General features: G+C 67.5%; 6 protein-coding genes. All 6 read left to right on the top strand.

Annotated features, from left to right (window positions below):
• The first annotated feature begins 36 nt into the window (after positions 1-36).
• From ABD211_RS12105 to ABD211_RS12080, 6 genes are read left to right on the top strand one after another with little or no spacing between them, the layout of a single operon-like run.
• Positions 37-1146: a serine/threonine-protein kinase gene (locus ABD211_RS12105; protein WP_344129499.1), complete on the top strand. Its 1110-nt coding sequence runs from the start codon at positions 37-39 to the stop codon at positions 1144-1146.
• Positions 1143-3920, top strand: coding sequence for an SNF2-related protein (locus tag ABD211_RS12100; RefSeq protein WP_344129496.1), 2778 nt, complete (start codon positions 1143-1145; stop codon positions 3918-3920). The genes ABD211_RS12105 and ABD211_RS12100 overlap by 4 nt, the downstream gene beginning before the upstream one ends.
• Positions 3917-8854 carry a DNA methyltransferase family protein gene (locus tag ABD211_RS12095; RefSeq protein WP_344129493.1) on the top strand — a complete coding sequence of 1646 codons (4938 nt, stop codon included), beginning with the start codon at positions 3917-3919 and terminating at the stop codon, positions 8852-8854. Before ABD211_RS12100 ends, ABD211_RS12095 begins: the two co-directional genes overlap by 4 nt.
• Positions 8851-15315 (top strand): DEAD/DEAH box helicase, encoded by a 6465-nt coding sequence (locus ABD211_RS12090; protein ID WP_344129490.1) that lies wholly within the window; start codon positions 8851-8853, stop codon positions 15313-15315. Before ABD211_RS12095 ends, ABD211_RS12090 begins: the two co-directional genes overlap by 4 nt.
• Positions 15315-17483 (top strand): UvrD-helicase domain-containing protein, encoded by a 2169-nt coding sequence (locus tag ABD211_RS12085; protein WP_425560397.1) that lies wholly within the window; start codon positions 15315-15317, stop codon positions 17481-17483. The genes ABD211_RS12090 and ABD211_RS12085 overlap by 1 nt, the downstream gene beginning before the upstream one ends.
• Positions 17480-18910, top strand: coding sequence for a serine/threonine-protein kinase (locus ABD211_RS12080; RefSeq protein ID WP_344129484.1), 1431 nt, complete (start codon positions 17480-17482; stop codon positions 18908-18910). Before ABD211_RS12085 ends, ABD211_RS12080 begins: the two co-directional genes overlap by 4 nt.
• Positions 18911-18953: the final 43 nt, after the last annotated feature.

Genomic DNA, 18953 nt, shown 5'->3' with positions numbered 1-18953 from the left:
CATGATGCGGGTTCCGACACGGCAAGGCAGGAGCGCATGCAACCACTGAAGTCCACCGACCCGGCCGAGGTCGGGCCGTACCGGTTGCTCGGACGGCTCGGCTCCGGCGGCATGGGCGTGGTGTACCTCGGCAAGTCGCGTACCGCGGACCTGTTCGCGATCAAGATGATCACGCAGGGCCTCGCTGGTGACGTCGAGTTCCGCACCCGCTTCGCCGCCGAGGTGGACACGCTGCGCACCGTCAGCGGTACCCGCGTGGCTCGGCTGGAGCGGGCAGACCTCGATGCCGACCCGCCCTGGCTGGCCGTCGAGTTCGTCGCGGGACGAAGCTTGCAGACCCAGGTTGAGGTGAACGGGCCGCTCAGCCCGCGTGCCGGCGCCATGCTGGGCGCGCTGCTGGTCGAAGGACTACGCAGTGTGCACGCCGCTGGCCTGGTACACCGCGACCTCAAACCCGCCAACATCATGCTCGGCCCCTACGGACCCATGGTCATCGACTTCGGCCTCGCCGTGCTGCGCGAGCGCGACCACCACCTCACCGGCACCGGGCTGCCGGTCGGCACGCTCGCCTACATGTCACCTGAGCAGGCCCGGGGCGAACGTGACCTGTCCACCGCCACCGACGTATACGCCCTCGGCGCAACGCTTGTCTACGCGCTCACCGGGCACACCGTCTTCGCGCAAGGCAACGCCATCGCCCTGCTCAAGCGGATCGACGACCCCGACGACCTGCCCGACACCTCCGGTGTGCCGGCCGACCTCGCCGCGCTCATCGACGGCATGCTCGGCTACGAACCGTCCACCCGCCCCACGCTGGACACCGTCTTCGACCGGCTCATCGCCGTGGCGACCGCCGGCGGCGTCCGCACCGAAGAGGTGCGTGCCGACCTGGCCAGGCAGACCTTCGTCAACGACCCACTCGACCTGCCTGACGAGGCACTCCAACCCGAGGCGGAGGATTCGGACACCGCGAGCGTGGAAGACGACCCGACCCGTCTGGTGAGCCTGCCCTCGCGGCCGGAACCCGAACCGGCGGCCCTAGCGCCGGCCGACGAGCCGGCGCCACGCCCACAGGTGCCAGCGGCAGACGTCGGCTGGTTGGCCGAGGAGATGCGCACCGCCTACGCCCGGGGGGCAGCCCTGTGACCACCGAACAGACCACGTACGCACCAGGCGCACGCATCGAGGTACGCGACGAGGAGTGGCTGGTCCGCTCCGCCACGCCCACCGACAACGACGGCTTCAAGCTGCAGGCCGTCGGCGTTTCCGAGCTGGTGCTCGACGACCCCGCCACGTTCTTCGACAAGATCGACAACGTGAAGCTGCTCCGACCCGAGGACACCACCCTGGTCCCAGACGACACGCCGAACTTCCGACGCAGCCGGCTGTATCTCGAGGCGGTGCTGCGCCGCACCCCGTTGCCGCGCAGTGAGACCGGCCTCGCGCTATCCGGTGGGTTCCTCCGGGACAAGCTGACCTACCAGACCCGCCCCGCGGAGCTGGCCCTCAAAGCCCTGCGTCCACGGGTGCTCATCGCCGACGTGGTGGGGCTCGGGAAGACACTGGAGATCGGTCTGCTGCTGGCTGAACTGATCCGGCGTGGGCGCGGCGAGCGGCTCCTCGTGGTCACCCCGCAGCATGTGCTCGAGCAGTTCCAGCATGAGCTGTGGACCCGGTTCTCGATTCCACTGGTGCGGCTGGACTCGGTGGGCATCCAGCGGGTGCAGCAGGAGATCCCGGCCGGGCGTAACCCGTTCACGTACTTCAAGCGGGTCATCATCTCGGTCGACACGCTCAAGGACTCCGGGCAGTACGGCCACCACCTCGACGCGATCCGCTGGGACGCGGTGGTCATTGACGAGTCGCACAACCTCATCACGAAGGGCAGCCAACGCAACAAGCTTGCGCAACGGCTCTCCCCGCGCACCGACGCTTTCATTCTCGCCAGCGCGACGCCGCACAACGGCGACAAGCGGTCCTTCGCCGAGCTGGTGAACATGCTCGACCCAGCGGCCATCGCCGACCAGGACAACTACTCGGCAGCCGACATCGACCACCTCTACATCCGCCGGACGAAGATCAATCCGGAGGTCCGCGACCAGATCGGCGACAAGTGGGCCGACCGTGGGCCCTCGGTGCCCGTGCACTGCCCGGCCACGCCTGCGGAAGAGGCGGTGTTCGGCGAGCTGACCACGACCTGGTTGCAGCGGGCAGGGGCGACGGGGCGGGACAGGCTCTTCCCGTACACGTTGATCAAAGCTTTTCTCTCGTCGCATCGTGCGCTGATCGAATCGGTGGACGCCCGCCTGCGCAACGCCGACGCCGCCGAACGCACGGATCTGCTGACCCTGCGCGGGCTCGCCGAGAAGATCACCGACGAGGACTCGGCCAAGCTGGCCGCCCTCGTGGCATACCTCAGGGAGATCGGTGTCAAGCCGGGTGGTCATGTGCGGGCCGTGGTCTTTTCTGAACGGGTATGCACGTTGAAGTGGCTCACCGATACCGTGCCCCGGCTGCTCGGCTTCCCGAACGACAGCGACGCGGTGCGGATGATGGAGGGTGGGCTACCCGACGTCACCAAACAGGCGCTCATGGAGGCGTTCAACCTTGCTGGTAACCCGGTGCGGCTGCTGTTCACTAGCGATGTGGCGTCTGAAGGCGTAAATCTTCACAGCGAATGCCATCACTTGGTGCACTTCGACATCCCGTGGAGTCTCATCCGCATCGAGCAGCGCAACGGGCGCATCGACCGGTACGGCCAAGCGCACGAGCCCCAGTTCCGCGCGATGATCCTCACCTCGCGGACGGCCGACGCGCTCGACGACCGCGCGGTCGCGGAGAAGCTGCTCCTCAAGGAGGAGGCGGCGCACCGCAGCCTGGGCACGGCCGAGACGGTCACGGGCCTTTACGACGCGAAGGTCGAAGAGGAGCGGCTGGTGCAGAGCCTGCTGCGCGGTCGGACCGTCGAGCAGTTCATCGAGGAGAGCGAGCCCGACCAGTTCGACGCGTTGATGGGCGGGGTGAGCGACACTCCGGCCGCGCCCGATGTGACCACGGTGGAGCTGCCGACGCTGTTCCCGTCGACCGAGGGCTTCCTGGATGAGGCGCTGCGGGAGCTGTTCGGACAGTACGGCGAGACCATCGACCTGCGCCGCGAGGACGAGCTGATCGCGTTCAACGCGCCCAAGGACCTCGAGCGCCGGCTGCTCGACCTGCCGCGCAGCTACCTGGCCAAGCAGCGCGAGGGCGAGAACCTTCGCATCAAGCTGACTTTCGACGTCCAACTCGCGGCCCGCAAGCTGGAAGAGGCGCGCAAGAGCAAGACGACCATCTGGCCGGAGATCGGGTTCCTCTCCGACGTGCACCCCGTGATCGACTGGCTGGTCGACAAGGTGCTCGTGAAGCTCGGCCGCCAGCAGGCTCCCGTGCTGCGGACGAAGGTCGACGAGCCGGTCTTCCTGGTACAGGGTATTTACTGCAACCGCCTCGGCCAGCCGACCGTGGTGGAGTGGATGGCCGTCTCCGGCCTGCCCGACGCGCCTGTGGTGCGGCCCATTCCTGAGGTACTGGCCCAGGCCGGGATCGGCCCCACCATGCCGAACCCCAACCAGCCGGCCGACCTCGCGGACCTGCAACGGCTCGTGCCGACCGCAATCGAGGTCGCCCGCGATCATTTGGTCAAACGCCGGGCCGACTGGGACGAGCGGGTGGAGGAGCCTCTGCGGATCTACAGGCAACGCCTGGCCCGCTGGGAACAGGCCAGCCTCCTGGAAGACGCCACCCCCGCGCCGCTACGCGCCCGTCGCGACGAACGGGTCCGGGGCACCGCCACCGAGCAGCGCGACCTGGTAGACCGGCTGGAGACCACGGGAGAACCGTTGCTGCGCCTGCTCGCCGTGCTGGACGGGGGAGACAAGTGAACCTCGACTCACTCACCAACCGGGGCGAGTACCTCTCCGCCCACTTTCTCGCCGAGAAGCTGCCCGGCGACGTGAAGGCCAATGCCGCCAAGCAGTGGAGCGAGGCCGAACGGCACGACACCACAACGCCACGTACCCGGCTGCGGGCGCTGCGCCGTGTCTACAACGGGCTCAAGGGCGAGCTGGTCGAACTCGACCCGGAGAGCCCCAAGCACGAGGAGAAGCTGCGCGAACTGCACCGGGAGATCCTGGCCGGGCTCGGCTTCGTGGCCACGCCCGAGACCGAGCCACAGTCCCTTGTGGTGGAACGCGCCGGCCAGGAGAACACGATTTCGGTCGTGTACAGCGAGCCCGGCATCGTTGTCATCGAGTCCGGCTGGGCCACCGATGCCGACGCGGCCGCCGACCCCGACGAGGCCGGCCGGCTCCTTGACCCGCTGACCGTCGACAACAAGGCCCTGGACACCGCGTCGGCGCTCGCGTCGTACCTGCTGCGCGGCGACGACCAGCCGCCGCGATACGTGGTGATTCTCAGCGGCGCCGTGGTGATCCTGGCCGACCGTCTGTCCTGGTTCGAGGGCCGCTACCTCGCGGTGAGCCTGGACATCGCGTTCGGCCGAAACGACACCACGGTCGGCGGCGAACTCGACATCATCGCTGCGCTCTTCGCCGCCGAGGCGCTTCGTCCGCCACCGGAGGGCGGCGCCGAGCCGCTCGCCGCCCTGCGCGAGGGCTCCCGCCAGCACGCCGTCGGCGTGTCCACCGAGCTGCGCGAGGGTCTGCGCATGTCGGTCGAGCTCATCGCGAACGAGGTGCTGGCCCGGTTGCGCGAGGCCGGTGTGCAGCCCGAACAGCTCATGGACCCTGCAGAGCTGGGCAAGGAACTGGCCCGGGAGTCCCTGCGTTACCTCTACCGGATCCTGTTCCTGCTCTACGCCGAGGCCCGCCCCGAACTCGGCGTGCTGCCGACCAACAATCCGGAGTACACCGAGGGCTACAGCCTGGCCAGGCTCGGCGAGGTCGCCTCCCGCAAGCTGGTCAGCGAGTCCGCCGGGCAGGGCTTCCACCTGTACGAGTCGTTGGACCTGCTGTTCCGGATGGTCAACGAGGGGCACAACCCCCGCGGTGGCGCAGAGGTCGCCCGCGAGACCTCGGAGAGCGAGGGCATCCGGTTCGAGCCGCTGCGCTCGGACCTGTTCCTGCCGGAGAGGACCCGACTCATCGGCCGGGCCATCCCGCACCCGGACGCCGACGACAACCCGACCGCGCCGCCGATCGACACCCGGCTGCGCAACGCCTGCCTGCACCAGGTGCTGCGCTGGTTGATGATCGCGCGGGGCAAGAAGAAGGGCCGGGGCGGCTTCATCTCCTACGCCCAGTTGGGCATCAACCAGCTCGGCGCGGTGTATGAGGGCCTCATGTCCTACACCGGGTTCATCGCCGCCGAGGAGCTGTACGAGGTCGCGAAGTATGACAAGCAACTGAAGCGAGCTAATCCCGAAAGCGGCTCCTGGATGATCCCGTCATCCAAAGTGGAGGAATACCCGGCCGAGGTTTTCGTCGAGCGCGAGGACCCCGAGACCGGCGTGCGCAGCCGGGTGCGCTACCCCAAGGGCGCATTCGTCTACCGTCTGGCCGGCCGCGACCGGCAGATCAGCGCCTCCTACTACACCCCGCAGTCCCTCACCGAGGTCACCGTCCAGTTGGCGCTGAAGTACCGCCTGGAGGAGGAGGGCCGCGAGGTTGCCGCCCGGGAACTACTCGACTGGACGATTTGTGAGCCGGCGCTCGGCTCCGGCGCGTTCCTCAACGAGGCCATCAACCAGGTGGCCGCCGAGTACCTGCGCCGGGCGCAGAAGGAGCGCGGCGAGACGCTCGACCCGGAGAAGTACGCGGAGGAGCTGCAGCGGGTCAAGGCGTACATTGCGCTGCACAACTGCTACGGCGTCGACCTGAACCGCACCGCGGTCGAGCTGGCCGAGGTATCGCTGTGGCTCAACACCATGCACCCGGGGCTGCAGGCGCCGTGGTTCGGTCTCCACCTGCAGCGAGGCAACTCACTCATCGGCTGCGGCCGCAAAACCTACGAGCCCGCGCAGGTGGCCGACAGGTCGTGGCTGAAGGCGGCGCCGGCCGAGCACAAGCTGTGCGATGGCGACATCCCCGATGGAGTGATCCACCACTTCCTGCTGCCCGCCGACGGGTGGGGAGTGGTGGCTGGCAACAAGGAGGCAAAAAACCTCGCGCCCGAGGAGGCTGCTCGCTTGAGCGCGTGGCGCAAAACCATGCTGCGCACGCCTACAGCCAAAGTCAAGAATAGTCAAGTGCAGCGGTTGCAGACCCTGTCCCGCCGGGTCGAGTACCTGTGGAAGCTGGTGCTGCGTCGGCTGGAGATCTCGGAGCGGGAGATTCGCCGCGACATCAGGGTCTGGGGAGCTGACGACCTGCCGCTTGTTCCGCTAGACGCTGTGCCGCGCGAGAAAATTCTCGAAGACCTGACCTCCACGAGTACGCCCTACTGGCGGCTGAAGACCGTGATGGACACTTGGTGCGCGCTTTGGTTCTGGCCGCTGGACAAGGTCGCGATGCTGGACGGGACAGCATCTGACTACGGATCAGGTCCTGTCGTTACGTGGCTCGTGGAAGAGCCGGTGCATGAGGTCGTCTACGCCGAGCAGGGCACCCTGGACCTGGGCATCACCGAACCGTTGACTCTGCCGAGTCCCGGAAAGCAGATCGGCAAACGCGCCCGCAAGCGGGCGGTCCCTATGCGCCCACAGGTGCCCCTCGCCAACCTGGACGATTGGATCGATTTTCTCGAAGCGATGCTCGGCCGCCACGACATCCCGCTGGACTCCTTGCACGCCGAGTTCGAAACGCTCGCCCAGTTGGAGCATTTCGAAGAAGACCTGCCTGGCCTTATGGTCATGGACCGCGAGACTGACCTCGCCGATCGCTTCCCCTGGCTGACCACCGCGTCGTTGATCGCCGACGATCAGGCATTCTTTCACTGGGAGTTGCACTTCGCTCAGGCATTCGCCCGTGGCGGCTACGACCTTCAAGTCGGCAACCCACCCTGGGTCCGTCCCATCTGGAAGGACGAGATCGTTCTCGGGGAGCACGATCCCTGGCTAGTGCTCAAAGAGCGTGTACCGCAGGCAGAGAAGAGCAAAAGGAAGCAAGGTTTGTTGGCTTCCCCGAATGTAGCCGATTACATGCGTTCAGCGCTTACGGCCAGCTCTGCGGACTCTGCCTTTTTAGGAGCGTCCAGTATCTATCCATTGCTATCGGGAACGCAAACAGATCTCTATCGTGTCTTTATGCTACAAACTTGGCGGAACGCTCGAGGGGAGGGCGCAGTTGGGCTAATCCACCCGGATACACACTTTAGCGGCACAAAGGAAGGTGACATAAGATCGGTCGCATACCGACGCCTTAGACTGCACGCCAATTTCATAAACAAGCTGAAGCTTTTCCCCGAGATTCATGATAATAAGACGTTTGGACTTCACATTTACGGTAGTCCAAGGGATATTTCATTTGCTCATCTATCCTGGCTGTTTTCGCCAGATTTGATCGTGTCGTCCTTAGAGCACAGTGGCGAGGGAGCCGCTCCAGGCTATCGCTATCGAGGTGCGTGGGATCAAAGGCCTCACTTGGCGCGGGTCGTCGAGGTAAATCGAGATCGACTTCGCGTTTGGCAGAACCTTGTCAATGTTGCGGATGATGACGTTGAACGTGCGCCCACGCTTTCACCGATAACGCTGGCTGAGGATGAAGCGATCGCCAAGCTTGCTTCCTGGAGGCGGCGCCTTCGTAGTCTCACGCACTGGATTAGCCCTGGTTATCACGAGGGGAATGCAAAAAAGACGGGCCTAATACGATGGGACCAGGGTCAACCGCCGAAATTGACAGAGGTAGTGTTACAAGGACCACATTTCGCGGCAGGCGCGCCGATTTCAAAACGACCTCGGGTGCCTTACTTGAGCAACAATGATTGGGACTTGGTCGATCTCGAATCTGTCTCGGACGACTATGTTCCATTTACAAACTATGTCTTGTCCGGTGATGAGGCCGTCACTCGTGCGGCTCAGGATGTATGGAACGAAAGGCGTTATACGGCTCACTACCGTCTTGTGTGGCGCAAGATGATCGATCCGAAGAGTGCGGTATGGTCGCTGTTTGCAGCGCTCATGCCGCCAGGGCCGGCGCACATCGATTCAATTCGAAGTTTGGCCCTGCCTGATGTATGTGCGACCGTTCTGGCGGCAGGCTTCTGGGCATCTCTTCCTCTTGATTACATCGTCAAGATCACAGGCAAAGCGAACCTCGATGTGTCTGATGCCATTGCTATGCCAGTTGGCGATCGCGATCATCCCCTTGCTTCCCCATTATTGCTTCGGACGCTTCGTCTTAATTGCATTACAGATGCGTATGGGAACGTCTGGAGAGAGCTCCGCGAACATTGGTCGCCAGATGAAAGGTGGGCGCTAGAATGGAAACTCGTTAAGCCTCTCGCCGAGGTTGACAAGGCATGGAACCGTCGCACCCCGCTTCGAAGCGATTGGGAGCGCCGAGCCGCACTTGTGGAGACCGATGCGCTGGTAGCTGTTTGGCTCGGATTGGACGTTGAGGATTTCCTAACAATTGCTAGGGCCCGGTACTCAGTTCTGACGGAACGCGAGGCAAGTATGCGGTTTGATTCCAATGGCCGCAGGATTGCAGCTGATTCGAATGCCTTTGGTTTTGGTCAGACGAAGGATACGTACTCGGAGGTAATGGCGTACCTAGAAGATCCTATAAGCCACCAGCCGCCGGAAGGCTACACGCCGCCATTCTACAAGGCGGATCGGGAGTGGGAGTACCGCGAGGCGCACGCGGTCTTCAGTAAGCGGCTGAAAGACGCGATCGACGCAGGCTGGACGCCCTCATGAGGCCGACGTTGGCGGCGGAGTCACTAAAGGCGAACCTGACGCAGTACCTCACGACCACGTTCGGGCTTACTGATGGTGCCATGCGCAGCGGGTTGGCCGCTTTCCTGACCCATCCTGAGCAGGGGATCTTCCGGGGGGCGTACATCCGGATCCGGACGCCGTTCCGGCTGGCGACCGACGACTGGCGCCAGCACCTGGAGTGGGCGCCTGGCGGCGACTGGACGCCCTACGGTCACCAGGCGAAGGCGTTCGCGCGGCTGTCCACGCTGCGCAGCGCGGCACAGCCGACGCTGGTGACAACCGGCACCGGGTCGGGCAAGACGGAGTCGTTCCTCATCCCGATCCTGGACCACTGCCGGCGGGCCCGTCGTTCCGGCAAGGCCGGGGTGAAGGCCGTGCTGCTCTACCCGATGAACGCGCTCGCCACCGACCAGACCGAGCGCATCGACAAGCTCCTGCGTGAGGAGCCGGACCTCGCGGATGTGACGGCCGGCCTCTACATCGGCGACGTGCCTGCTTTCGACTACAAGCGCGTGCTGAACAAGCGGCCGGAGATCCGCCGCAACCCGCCGGACATTCTCATCACCAACTACAAAATGCTCGACCTGCTGCTGCAGCGCCCGGACGACCTGCCGCTGTGGGCCAACGCGGACCTCGCCTACGTGGTGCTCGACGAGTTTCACAGCTACGACGGCGCCCAGGGCACCGATGTGGCGATGTTGCTGCGCCGGCTCGCCGCCGTCGCCGCCGGTGGCACCGCCGAACAGCCGCTGGGCGCCATCTGCCCGGTCGCCACCTCCGCAACGCTCGGTTCGTCGAAACACAGCGCCGACGCCGCCGACGCGATCCGCGCGGTGGCCGCGCAGGTGTTCGGGACCACCTTCGACGACGAGTCGGTGGTGGGGGAGGACCGCTACCGGCCTGACGAGTTCATCGGCGAGGTCGACTACGGTCTGCCCATCCCGCATCCGAAGGACCTCGCGGCCATTCCCGACCCGGCCCTTCAACCCGAGGCCCTGGTACGCATCGCGCGCGCCGTGCTCGGCAGCGACGATATCGACCCGGTGGTGCTGGGGCGGGGCCTGCGTCACCACAAGCTCACCCAGGCGGTCCTCGCCGTGCTGGATGGCAGACCGCGTACTCCTGTGGAGATCCTGGACTACCTGCCCCGCCGTGGCGCCGGCCCGGACTGGGGGGAGACCTTCAAGAAGGAGCCCGCGCTCGCGGCGGCCGGCCTGGCCCGGTTCATCGCGCTGCTGTCGGAGGCCCGCAACCCCGACAAGCCCCACATGCCGCTGCTCAACATCGAAACACACCTGTGGGTACGCCAGGTGTCACGGCTTCGCCGCGCGGTCAGTGCCACACCGGCCTTCGGCTGGTACGGCGAGCCGCCACGCGACCCGGGTGTCGAACCGGCCGAGGCCGACCTGGTGGTGGCCGACGCGCGGCAGATCCTGTTGCCCGCCAACCACTGCCGCCACTGCGGACGGTCGGGCTGGACGGCGTACTCCCCGGAGAAGGACCCGCAGGACCTCAACGTCGACCCGGACCGGATCTACCGGGCCGGTACCACCAAGGAGAAGCGGCGGCTGCGTGCCTTCATCGCGGCCACCCCCACCGAGGTGGCCCAGCAGCGTCGGGGACTGCACGTCCTGGTCGCCGGCCAGCACGTGCGGCCGTTCGACCCGGTCAGCGACGCCGGAGTCGAGCAGCCCAACGACGGCGTGTTCGTGCTCTGCGACCTGCTGGACAGCGCCGGCGCCGACGTCGACCGGTGCCCGGCCTGCGAGACCGACCAGGGCATCCGCTACATCGGTGCCGGTCTCGCCTCGCTGGCGTCCGTGGTGGTGACGAACCTGTTCACCGGCGGCGAGCTGGCCGAGCGGGAACGCAAGACGCTGCTGTTCAACGATTCCGTGCAGGACGCCGCCTACCGGGCCGGGTTCGTGGCCAGCCGCGCCTACACCTTCTCGCTGCGGGCACTGCTCGCCGCCCAGCTCACGCCGGGCGAGTCGACCGCGCTCAACGAGGTGATCGCCCGGGTGATCACCGCCGCGGCCGACGCGGGCGTGCTCGCCACCGTGGTGCCGCAGGACCTGCACGACCGGCCCGGCGTGGACGCGCTGCTCGCCGGCGAGCACGCCGGCACCCCGGCGGTGTGGCGGCTCATCGCGCAGCGGCTCGCGTTCGCGACCATCATGGAGTGCGGTCTACGCGCCCGGTTCGGCCGTACCCTCGAACTCACCCGCACCGCCGCGGTGGAGGTCCGGCTCGACGACCCGGCCGCGGTCGCCACCCTCTGCCGCGACGTGCTGACCAGCTCACAGATCCACGCGCTGCACGAGATGCCGAGCCCGGAACGGTTCACCGCCCACGTGCGCGGCCTGTTGGAGCGGCTGCGTCAGCAGGGCGCGGTCCGCCACGACTGGTACGCCAGGTATCTGCGCTCGGGCGGGCGGCGGTGGGAGATCTGGGGCGCCCGTCCGGACGGCATGCCGGCATTCGCGCGCGGCCTGTCCGCACCGCGGTTCGTCGCGATCGGCTCGACGCCGAGCAACTCGGAGTTCCAGGCTATTGGCCGTGATACCTGGTACGCCGACTGGACCGCCCGGATGCTCGGCCTTACCGCCAACGACGCCGTCACCTACCTGGAGAGGCTCCTGCCCGCGCTGGCGGACGCCGGTGTGGTGGCCAAGGGCGCCACCGAGTCCGGCAACGCCACCGTCTACGGTCTACAGCCCGGGCATCTCACGGTCACCCTGCTCGGCGCCGACCAGGCGGTCGCCGCCGGCATCGCCTGCGACACCTGCGCCTGGCAGCAGACCGTGCACCCCGACCGGGTCGCCGGCTGGGTGGGCATGCCCTGCCGGCAGTACCGCTGCGCGGGCAGACTGGCCGTCGCGCCCGACGAGGGTGCCCGCGACGACTACTACCGCCGCCTCTACCTGGAGGGCGGTGTGTTCCGGGTGGTCGCCGCCGAGCACACCGGCCTGCTCACCCGAGCGCAGCGCGAGACCGTCGAGAAGGCGTTCCGCGAGGCGGAGCGTTACAACGACCCGAACGTGTTGTCCTGCACGCCGACGTTGGAGATGGGCATCGACATCGGCGACCTGTCCGCCGTCGTGCTCGCGTCGCTGCCCCGCGGGCCGGCCAACTACGTGCAGCGCGCCGGTCGCGCCGGCCGGCGTACCGGCAACGCGCTCACCGTGACCATGGTCGGGCGCAACGAGCGCGACCGGTACTTCCTCACCGAACCGACCGCCATGCTGGCCGGCGACATCGCGCCACCCGGCTGCTTCCTGTCCGCGGTGGACTTGTTGCATCGGCAGTACCTGGCGCACCTCATCGACCTGGCGGCACGCGGCCGGTTCGCCGGCGTACGCGGGCTGCCGCGCTGGGCCAACGCCGCGTTCGGCCCGACCGGCTGGCTACGCAGCCTCGCCGCGGCAGCCGTGCGCGAGGGCGGCGTACTCGTGGAAGGGTTTCTGGCGCTCTTCGGTGACGAGATCAGCGACGCTGCCGCCGCGGATCTGCGGTCGTTCGCGACCGGTGGGCTGCCCATCAGAGTGGACGAGGCCAACGCTATCTGGGACGAGCAGCTCGCCGACCTGCGCGAACGGCTCGTGAAGATCGACGAGGCGGCGGCCAGGCTGACGTCGGCCGACCCGGATGACGCACGACTGCTCAAGACCCTCGACGCCGACCGCAGGCAGACCAAGCGCCTGCTCGGCGCCATCGGCCGCTCGCCAGCGCACAGCACACTCGTCGAGTACGGACTGCTGCCCAACTACGCGCTCACCGACGCGAGAACCACCCTCGAAGCGACCCTCACGTGGGAGGAGAAGGACGCCGAAGGGCACGTCACCTACCACAACGACCCACGCGAGTACGCCCGGCCGGCAAGCCAGGCACTCACCGAGATCGCCCCAGGCAACACCTACTACGTCCGCGGCTACGGCCACGAGGTTTCCGGCCTCGACATCGGGGTCAAGGGCCGGGCCGTGCGCACCTGGCGGGTCTGCCCCTCCTGCGGGTACGTGCGGACCGCGCTCGCCGCCGCCGACATCACCCCCTGCGACCGGTGCGGCGAGGGCAACATCGCCGACAGCGGACAGCTCTACGACGTTTTGGTACCCACCCGGGTCACGTCGCGGGACCGCCGCGACGACGCGCGCATCGGCGACGACGACGATGACAGGGAGTCGGTCTCCTACACCACGGCCACCATCGTCGACATGGGTGCGGCAATGGCCGGGTCATGGCGACACGCCACCGAGACGTTCGGTGTCGACTACTCCCGACACGCAACGGTCCGGCGATTCAACCTTGGTCGGCTGCGCTTCGACAGCCGTACCGACCATCCGTTCGCAGGGGACACCGTACGAGTCAACCACTTCCACACCTGCGTGTCGTGTGGCGGCACCACTAATGACGGTCCGCCGCAGACCGCGGCCGGGCTCGGCATCTCGTCGGCGGTCGGCCGGCCACGCGGCGCCGAACACCACCGACCGTGGTGCCAGGGCTGGCGCGGCGCCACGATGGACCATCGCGCACTGGTGCTCGCCCACGAACTGAACACCGAGGCGCTGCGGATCCTCGTACCCGCGGTGGCCGCGCTGGTCGACCAGCGGATCCTGTCGTTTCAGGCGGCGCTGCGGCTTGGCATCGCCCAGCGTTACGGCGGCGACCCCGACCACCTGCGCACCGTGCGGGCATACCTGCCGGACACGGGCGAGGGCGGCACCGGTCAGCAGCGCCAGTTCGTCGTGCTTTACGACATCCAGCCCGGCGGCACCGGATATCTGCACCGCCTGTCCGACCCGGAGGAGTTCCGGCTGGTCCTCGCCGAGGCGCGGGAGGTGATCGCCAACTGCGCCTGCCGCGCCGAGAGCCGGGCCGCCTGCCACCGGTGCCTGCTGCGTTACGCCACGCCCAGTGAGTTCGACCTGATGAGCCGCCACGAGGCGTTGCTCATGCTCGACGGGCTGCTCGGCACGTGGCAGGTCGAACGGGACGTGCGCACCGACGAGATCTCGCTCATCCACCAGGTGGAGAGCGAACTGGAGGCGAAGTTCCTCAACGCGCTAATAGCGTGGGGCGGCCGCACCGACACACCCGCATCCATCAGTAAATCCAACGACCGCGACGGCGCCCGCATCGCTGAACTCCGGTTCACCTCGCCCGGCGGCGGCATCACGCACTGGCGGATGAAGCTGCAGAACACCATCAAGGGCACCCGACCCGACGTCCACTTCGCCCGCCTCGACGCCGCCGGCCCGGAGGTCGCTGTCTATCTCGACGGCTTCAAGTACCACGCATCGCCGCAGTACAACCGGCTCGCCGACGACGCGATGAAGCGCTCGATTCTGCGGTCCCACTCCATGTACGTATTCGCCGTTACTTGGGACGACGTCGAGCGCTGGACCGGCCGGAACGTGGACCGCAAGCCGGTGTGGCCGCCGTACGGTGGCAACGGGCAGCGAAAGGCACGGGAGTGGTTCAGCAAGCAGCCCGGCCGTGACCCCGACGAGCTGGAAAGGCTCGTGTGGGCGAACCCGATCGACACGCTGCTCGGCTACCTCGCCGACCCGGACGGCGACGTGTGGTGTGCGAGGGCGACGGGGGCGCTGCGCGGCCTGCTGGAGCTGCCGGCCCAGAAGACGACGGTCACGTCGCAGGCGGCCGGCGCGGCGGTTACTGCTGCCCTTCATGGTGATCCGCTGCCCGCACCGGTGGGCGGTGGGCGCATCGGTGTGCTGCGTATGACCGACGAGAACGGCTGCCCGCTGACCGTACTCATTGATGGGCGGGCAGGGGGAGCGCCGACCTGGTCGGCTCTCACCGTCGTCGACGATACGGCGGCGACGGTGGGGGGCGACAAGGACGCGCACCAGCAGCGCTGGGCCGCCTGGCTCTGGTGGGGCAACCTGATCCAGTTCCTTGACGCGGCGGGTGGCGACGGGGCTCAACTCGCGGTCACCACGCTGGGCGGCTTTGAGCCCGCTGAGCTGGCCATCAGCGAAGGTACCGGGCTCGTGTTGGCCCGTCGCGGCTTCGCGCTCGACGCGGAGACCGCTACCTGGCTCGGCCGGGCCACGGTCCCGGATGTGGAGCCCGAGGCGGATAAGGTCGATGAGCGCCAGCTCGACTCGCGCTGGCGCGACGTGCTCACCCTGCTGTTCCCCGACGAGTCGGGGCTTGAGTCCCTGGTGCGTGGCCTGATCGCGCGCCAGGCGCCGCTGCCCGAACACGGCTATGAACTCGACGACGCGGGCTGGCAGGCGGAGCTAGCCTGGCCCAGCCGGCGGATAGCGGTGATCCTTGCCGACGACTACTCCCACGAGGCCGCTGAGCGGGACCGTGCGTTCGCCGAGCAGGGCTGGGACGCGCGTACCGCGAAACAGTGGGACGTCGACGACCTCATTGTCAAGATCATGGCGACATCTGGGGAGGGCCGCTAATGGCAGGGCAGGGCGGTGCGACACTGCGCATCCTTGAGCGGGCGGACAAGGAGATCATGAAGTTGTCCCGGTCCGACCGGGGCGCCGTCTGGGAGTTCGTCTCCAAGTTCCGCACCAACCCAGGCAACCCGGGCCTGCACTTCAAACAGCTCAAAGGTGACTCGCGGCTGTTCTCCGCGCGGGTTAGCGCCGATCATCGAGCGCTGTTGCTGCACGCCGGCGATCACGACTACCTGCTCGTCTCAGTGAAGCACCGCAAGGACGTCTACGAGGACCTCGACCGGTACGCGTACCAGATCAACCGGGTCACCGGCGGGATCGAGGTCTTCGACCTCACACCAGTGGGCGACAGCATCGTCGGCAGACTCCTGCCCCCGGATCCCGCGGTGGTCGCGCCACCGGCCGCTGCGCTGTTCGCCGCCGTCAGCGACGCCGATCTGCTCCGGCTCGGGGTCGCGGAGCCACTGCTGCCCGCGATCCGGCAACTGACCAATGAGGACGAACTGCAGGCGCTCATTGAGGAGGCGCCGGCGCTGACCGGCGAGGCGCTGCTGCAGCTGTTCGGCGGCGCGAGCGTCGACGAGGTGTACGAACAGGTCACCTTCCCGGTCGCGGCCGGCGAAACGGTGGACCCGGACGACTACCTGGCTGCCGTGACCCGACCTGCCACTCCGGTCACGACGGATGACGAAGCGTTGCAGGCGATGCTGGACGAGCCGTTCGCCCGCTGGCAGGTCTACCTTCATCCGGCTCAGCGCAAGCTGGTCGAGCGTGACTACAGCGGACCGACCCGAGTAGGTGGCGGGCCCGGCACCGGCAAGACCATCGTCGCGTTGCACCGGGTCAAGCATCTGGTCGAACAACTGGAACCGGGCGCGGACCGGCCGATCCTGCTCACCACGTTCAACCGCAACCTCGCCGCGGACCTGCGCACGCGCCTGCTCACCCTCGGCGGTGAACAGGTCCTCGCGCGCGTGGACATCGTCACCATCGACAAGCTCGCCAGCCGGGTCGTTACCGACGCGGGCATGGGTACCGGACGCCGGGTCATCGACGACGACCGCGCGGTACAGGAGTGGCACGACCTGCTGTTCGAGCTGGGTACGCCGAAGTGGGAGCCCGACTTCCTGCACGCCGAATGGAGCCAGGTCATCCTCGGCCAGGTGCTCACCTCACGTGCCGACTACTTCCGGGCCCGCCGACCCGGTCGCGGCCGGGCGCTGACCCGCGCCGACCGGGACGAGATCTGGCAGCTCACCGAGCGGTTGGCCATGCGCCTGGAGGAGAAGGGTGTATGGACCTGGCGGCAGATCGCCGCGGCCGCGGCCCGCGCCGAGAACGCACGCGCCGACCAGGCCGCCGAGGCGAGTGACGGATACCGGTACCGGCATGTCGTGGTTGACGAGGCTCAGGACCTCAATGCCGCGCACTGGAAGATGCTGCGGGCCATGGTCGCGCCCACGCGCAACGACCTGTTCATCGTGGGCGACACCCACCAGCGCATCTACGACAACTACGTGACGCTCGGCCAGCTCGGCATCAACATCCGGGGCCGATCCTCACGGTTGACCCGCTGTTACCGCACCACCCGGGAGATCCTCGCCTCCGGCCTGGAGCTGCTCACTGGAGAGACCTATGACGATCTCGACGGTGGCGAGGAGACACTGGCGGGCTACCGGTCCCTGCTGCACGGCGACCGGCCGGTGCTGCGCGGGCTGCGCACCTGGGCCGAGGAGCGCGACGCGATCGTGGCACACCTGCGCGCCTGGGGACCCGCCCTCGACGGGTCGATCGCAGTCTGCCTTCCCACCCGGGAGATGGTCGGCGAAGTGGTCGACCGTCTGCGTGCCGAAGACATCCCCGCCGCCGAGATCGGGCCGGACGGACCGAAGCAGCCCGACGGGGTACACGTGGGCACGATGCACCGCTTCAAGGGCCTGGAGTACCAGCGCATGATCCTTGGCGGGATCTGCGACGGGCTCGTGCCGCGCGCGGGCATCACGGCCTACGCCGATGTCGACCCGGTTCGCTTCCAACGCGAGCGGGCACGCGAGCGGTCCCGGCTGTTCGTCGCCGCCACACGCGCCCGCGACGAGCTGGCGGTGTTCTGGCACGGCACCCGCAGCCCGTTCGTCACTGACGCGCTGGCGTCCCGGGCCGACACGTGAGCGGCCCGCTCGTCGGCGGCCGATACGAAGTCGAGGATCTGCCTGAGCGCGGCAGCATGGGCGAGGTCTTCACGGCGTACGACCTACGTCTCGACCGACGGGTCGCTGTCAAACGCATGCACCCGGACCTGCTCGGCGACCCCGGTGCGGTCAAGCGGTTCGAACGCGAAGCGCGCCTGACCGCAAGGGTGAGCCATCCCGGCGTACCCCGGGTGCTTGATTATGGCCTGGACGAGTACGGACCGTACCTGGCCCTCGAACAGGTCAACGGCAGAACGCTGCGGGATCTCATCTGCGAGATCTATCCGCTGCCCGTGGCGTGGGTGGCTGCGATCGGCGCCCAGATCTGTGCAGTGCTGATGCACGCCCACGCCGCCTCGCTGATCCACCGCGATCTCAAGCCGGCCAACATCCTGCTGCGCCCCGACGGCACCATCGCGATCATCGACTTCGGCGTCGCCGCTGTCGTCGGCGCCTCACGACTGTCAACGTTGACAGGTTCGGGCGCCATGGTCGGCACCCCTGAGTACCAAGCGCCCGAGCGCCGCCTCGGTGTGGAGAGCCCGCTGACCGACTTGTATGCCGTGGGCAGAGTGCTGCACGACCTGCACACGGGCACGCTCCCCGGACTCGTCCTGCCACGCGACCGTGTGTGCCAGACCGGCAACAACGAGGTGCAGGGCCTGATTGGTGAGCTGAGCGCGGTACGGCCGCAGGATCGGCCCTCCAGCGCGCGGGTCGTGCTGGATCGCCTGCTTCCCCTGGTGGGCGCGCCCGGAATACTGCCTGGTTTCGTGCTGGACCCGCACGCGATCCCTGCACAGGTCACGGCGTACGCAGCGGCCGTGGTGCCGGCGACCGGCATCCGGAGCGCGCCACCCAACGACAAGACGGCTGGCGTTGACGTTCCGCATCTGCGCCGCCGAGCTGAACGCCTCGCCCGCGCCGAGCGACATCGTCAGGCTATTGACTTGATCGACTATGTCATCGACCTGGTCGCCGACCCGCACGAGGCATTGAACCTGAAGTGGGATCGTGCGCGCTGGCTGTTTGAGGCCGGCGACCACCGACGGGCAGCAGATGCATTAAGGGACGCAACCGAGCTCATGGCTGCGCGACTCGGGGCGGTGCATCCGGCCGTTGTCTCAGGCCGACTGATGTTGGCTCAGGCCATGGCCGGCAACGGCGAAGCACCGGTTGCGATCGCCCTGCTCCGGACGTTGCTTGACGATCTCGCTGCCGACGGCGGCGCTGAAGGCCAGCAGTCTTTTCCGGTTCGGCTGGAACTCGGCATCCAGCTCGCCGTGGTCGGGGAAACGGATGAAGCGCGGACCACACTTGAGCCATTGGCTGCTGCCCAGCGTGCCGAATTGGGTGCACACCACTCCGATCTGGCGCTCACCCTCGACGCGCTCGCGGTGCTGTGAACGTGCCGAGGCGCAGCCTGGTCGCCTTTGGACTTGGGGCGGA

It is taken from the genome of Luedemannella flava, from assembly GCF_039528515.1.
GTDB classification, from domain to species: domain Bacteria; phylum Actinomycetota; class Actinomycetes; order Mycobacteriales; family Micromonosporaceae; genus Luedemannella; species Luedemannella flava.
This window is presented reverse-complemented; position numbering and strand designations above follow the sequence as displayed.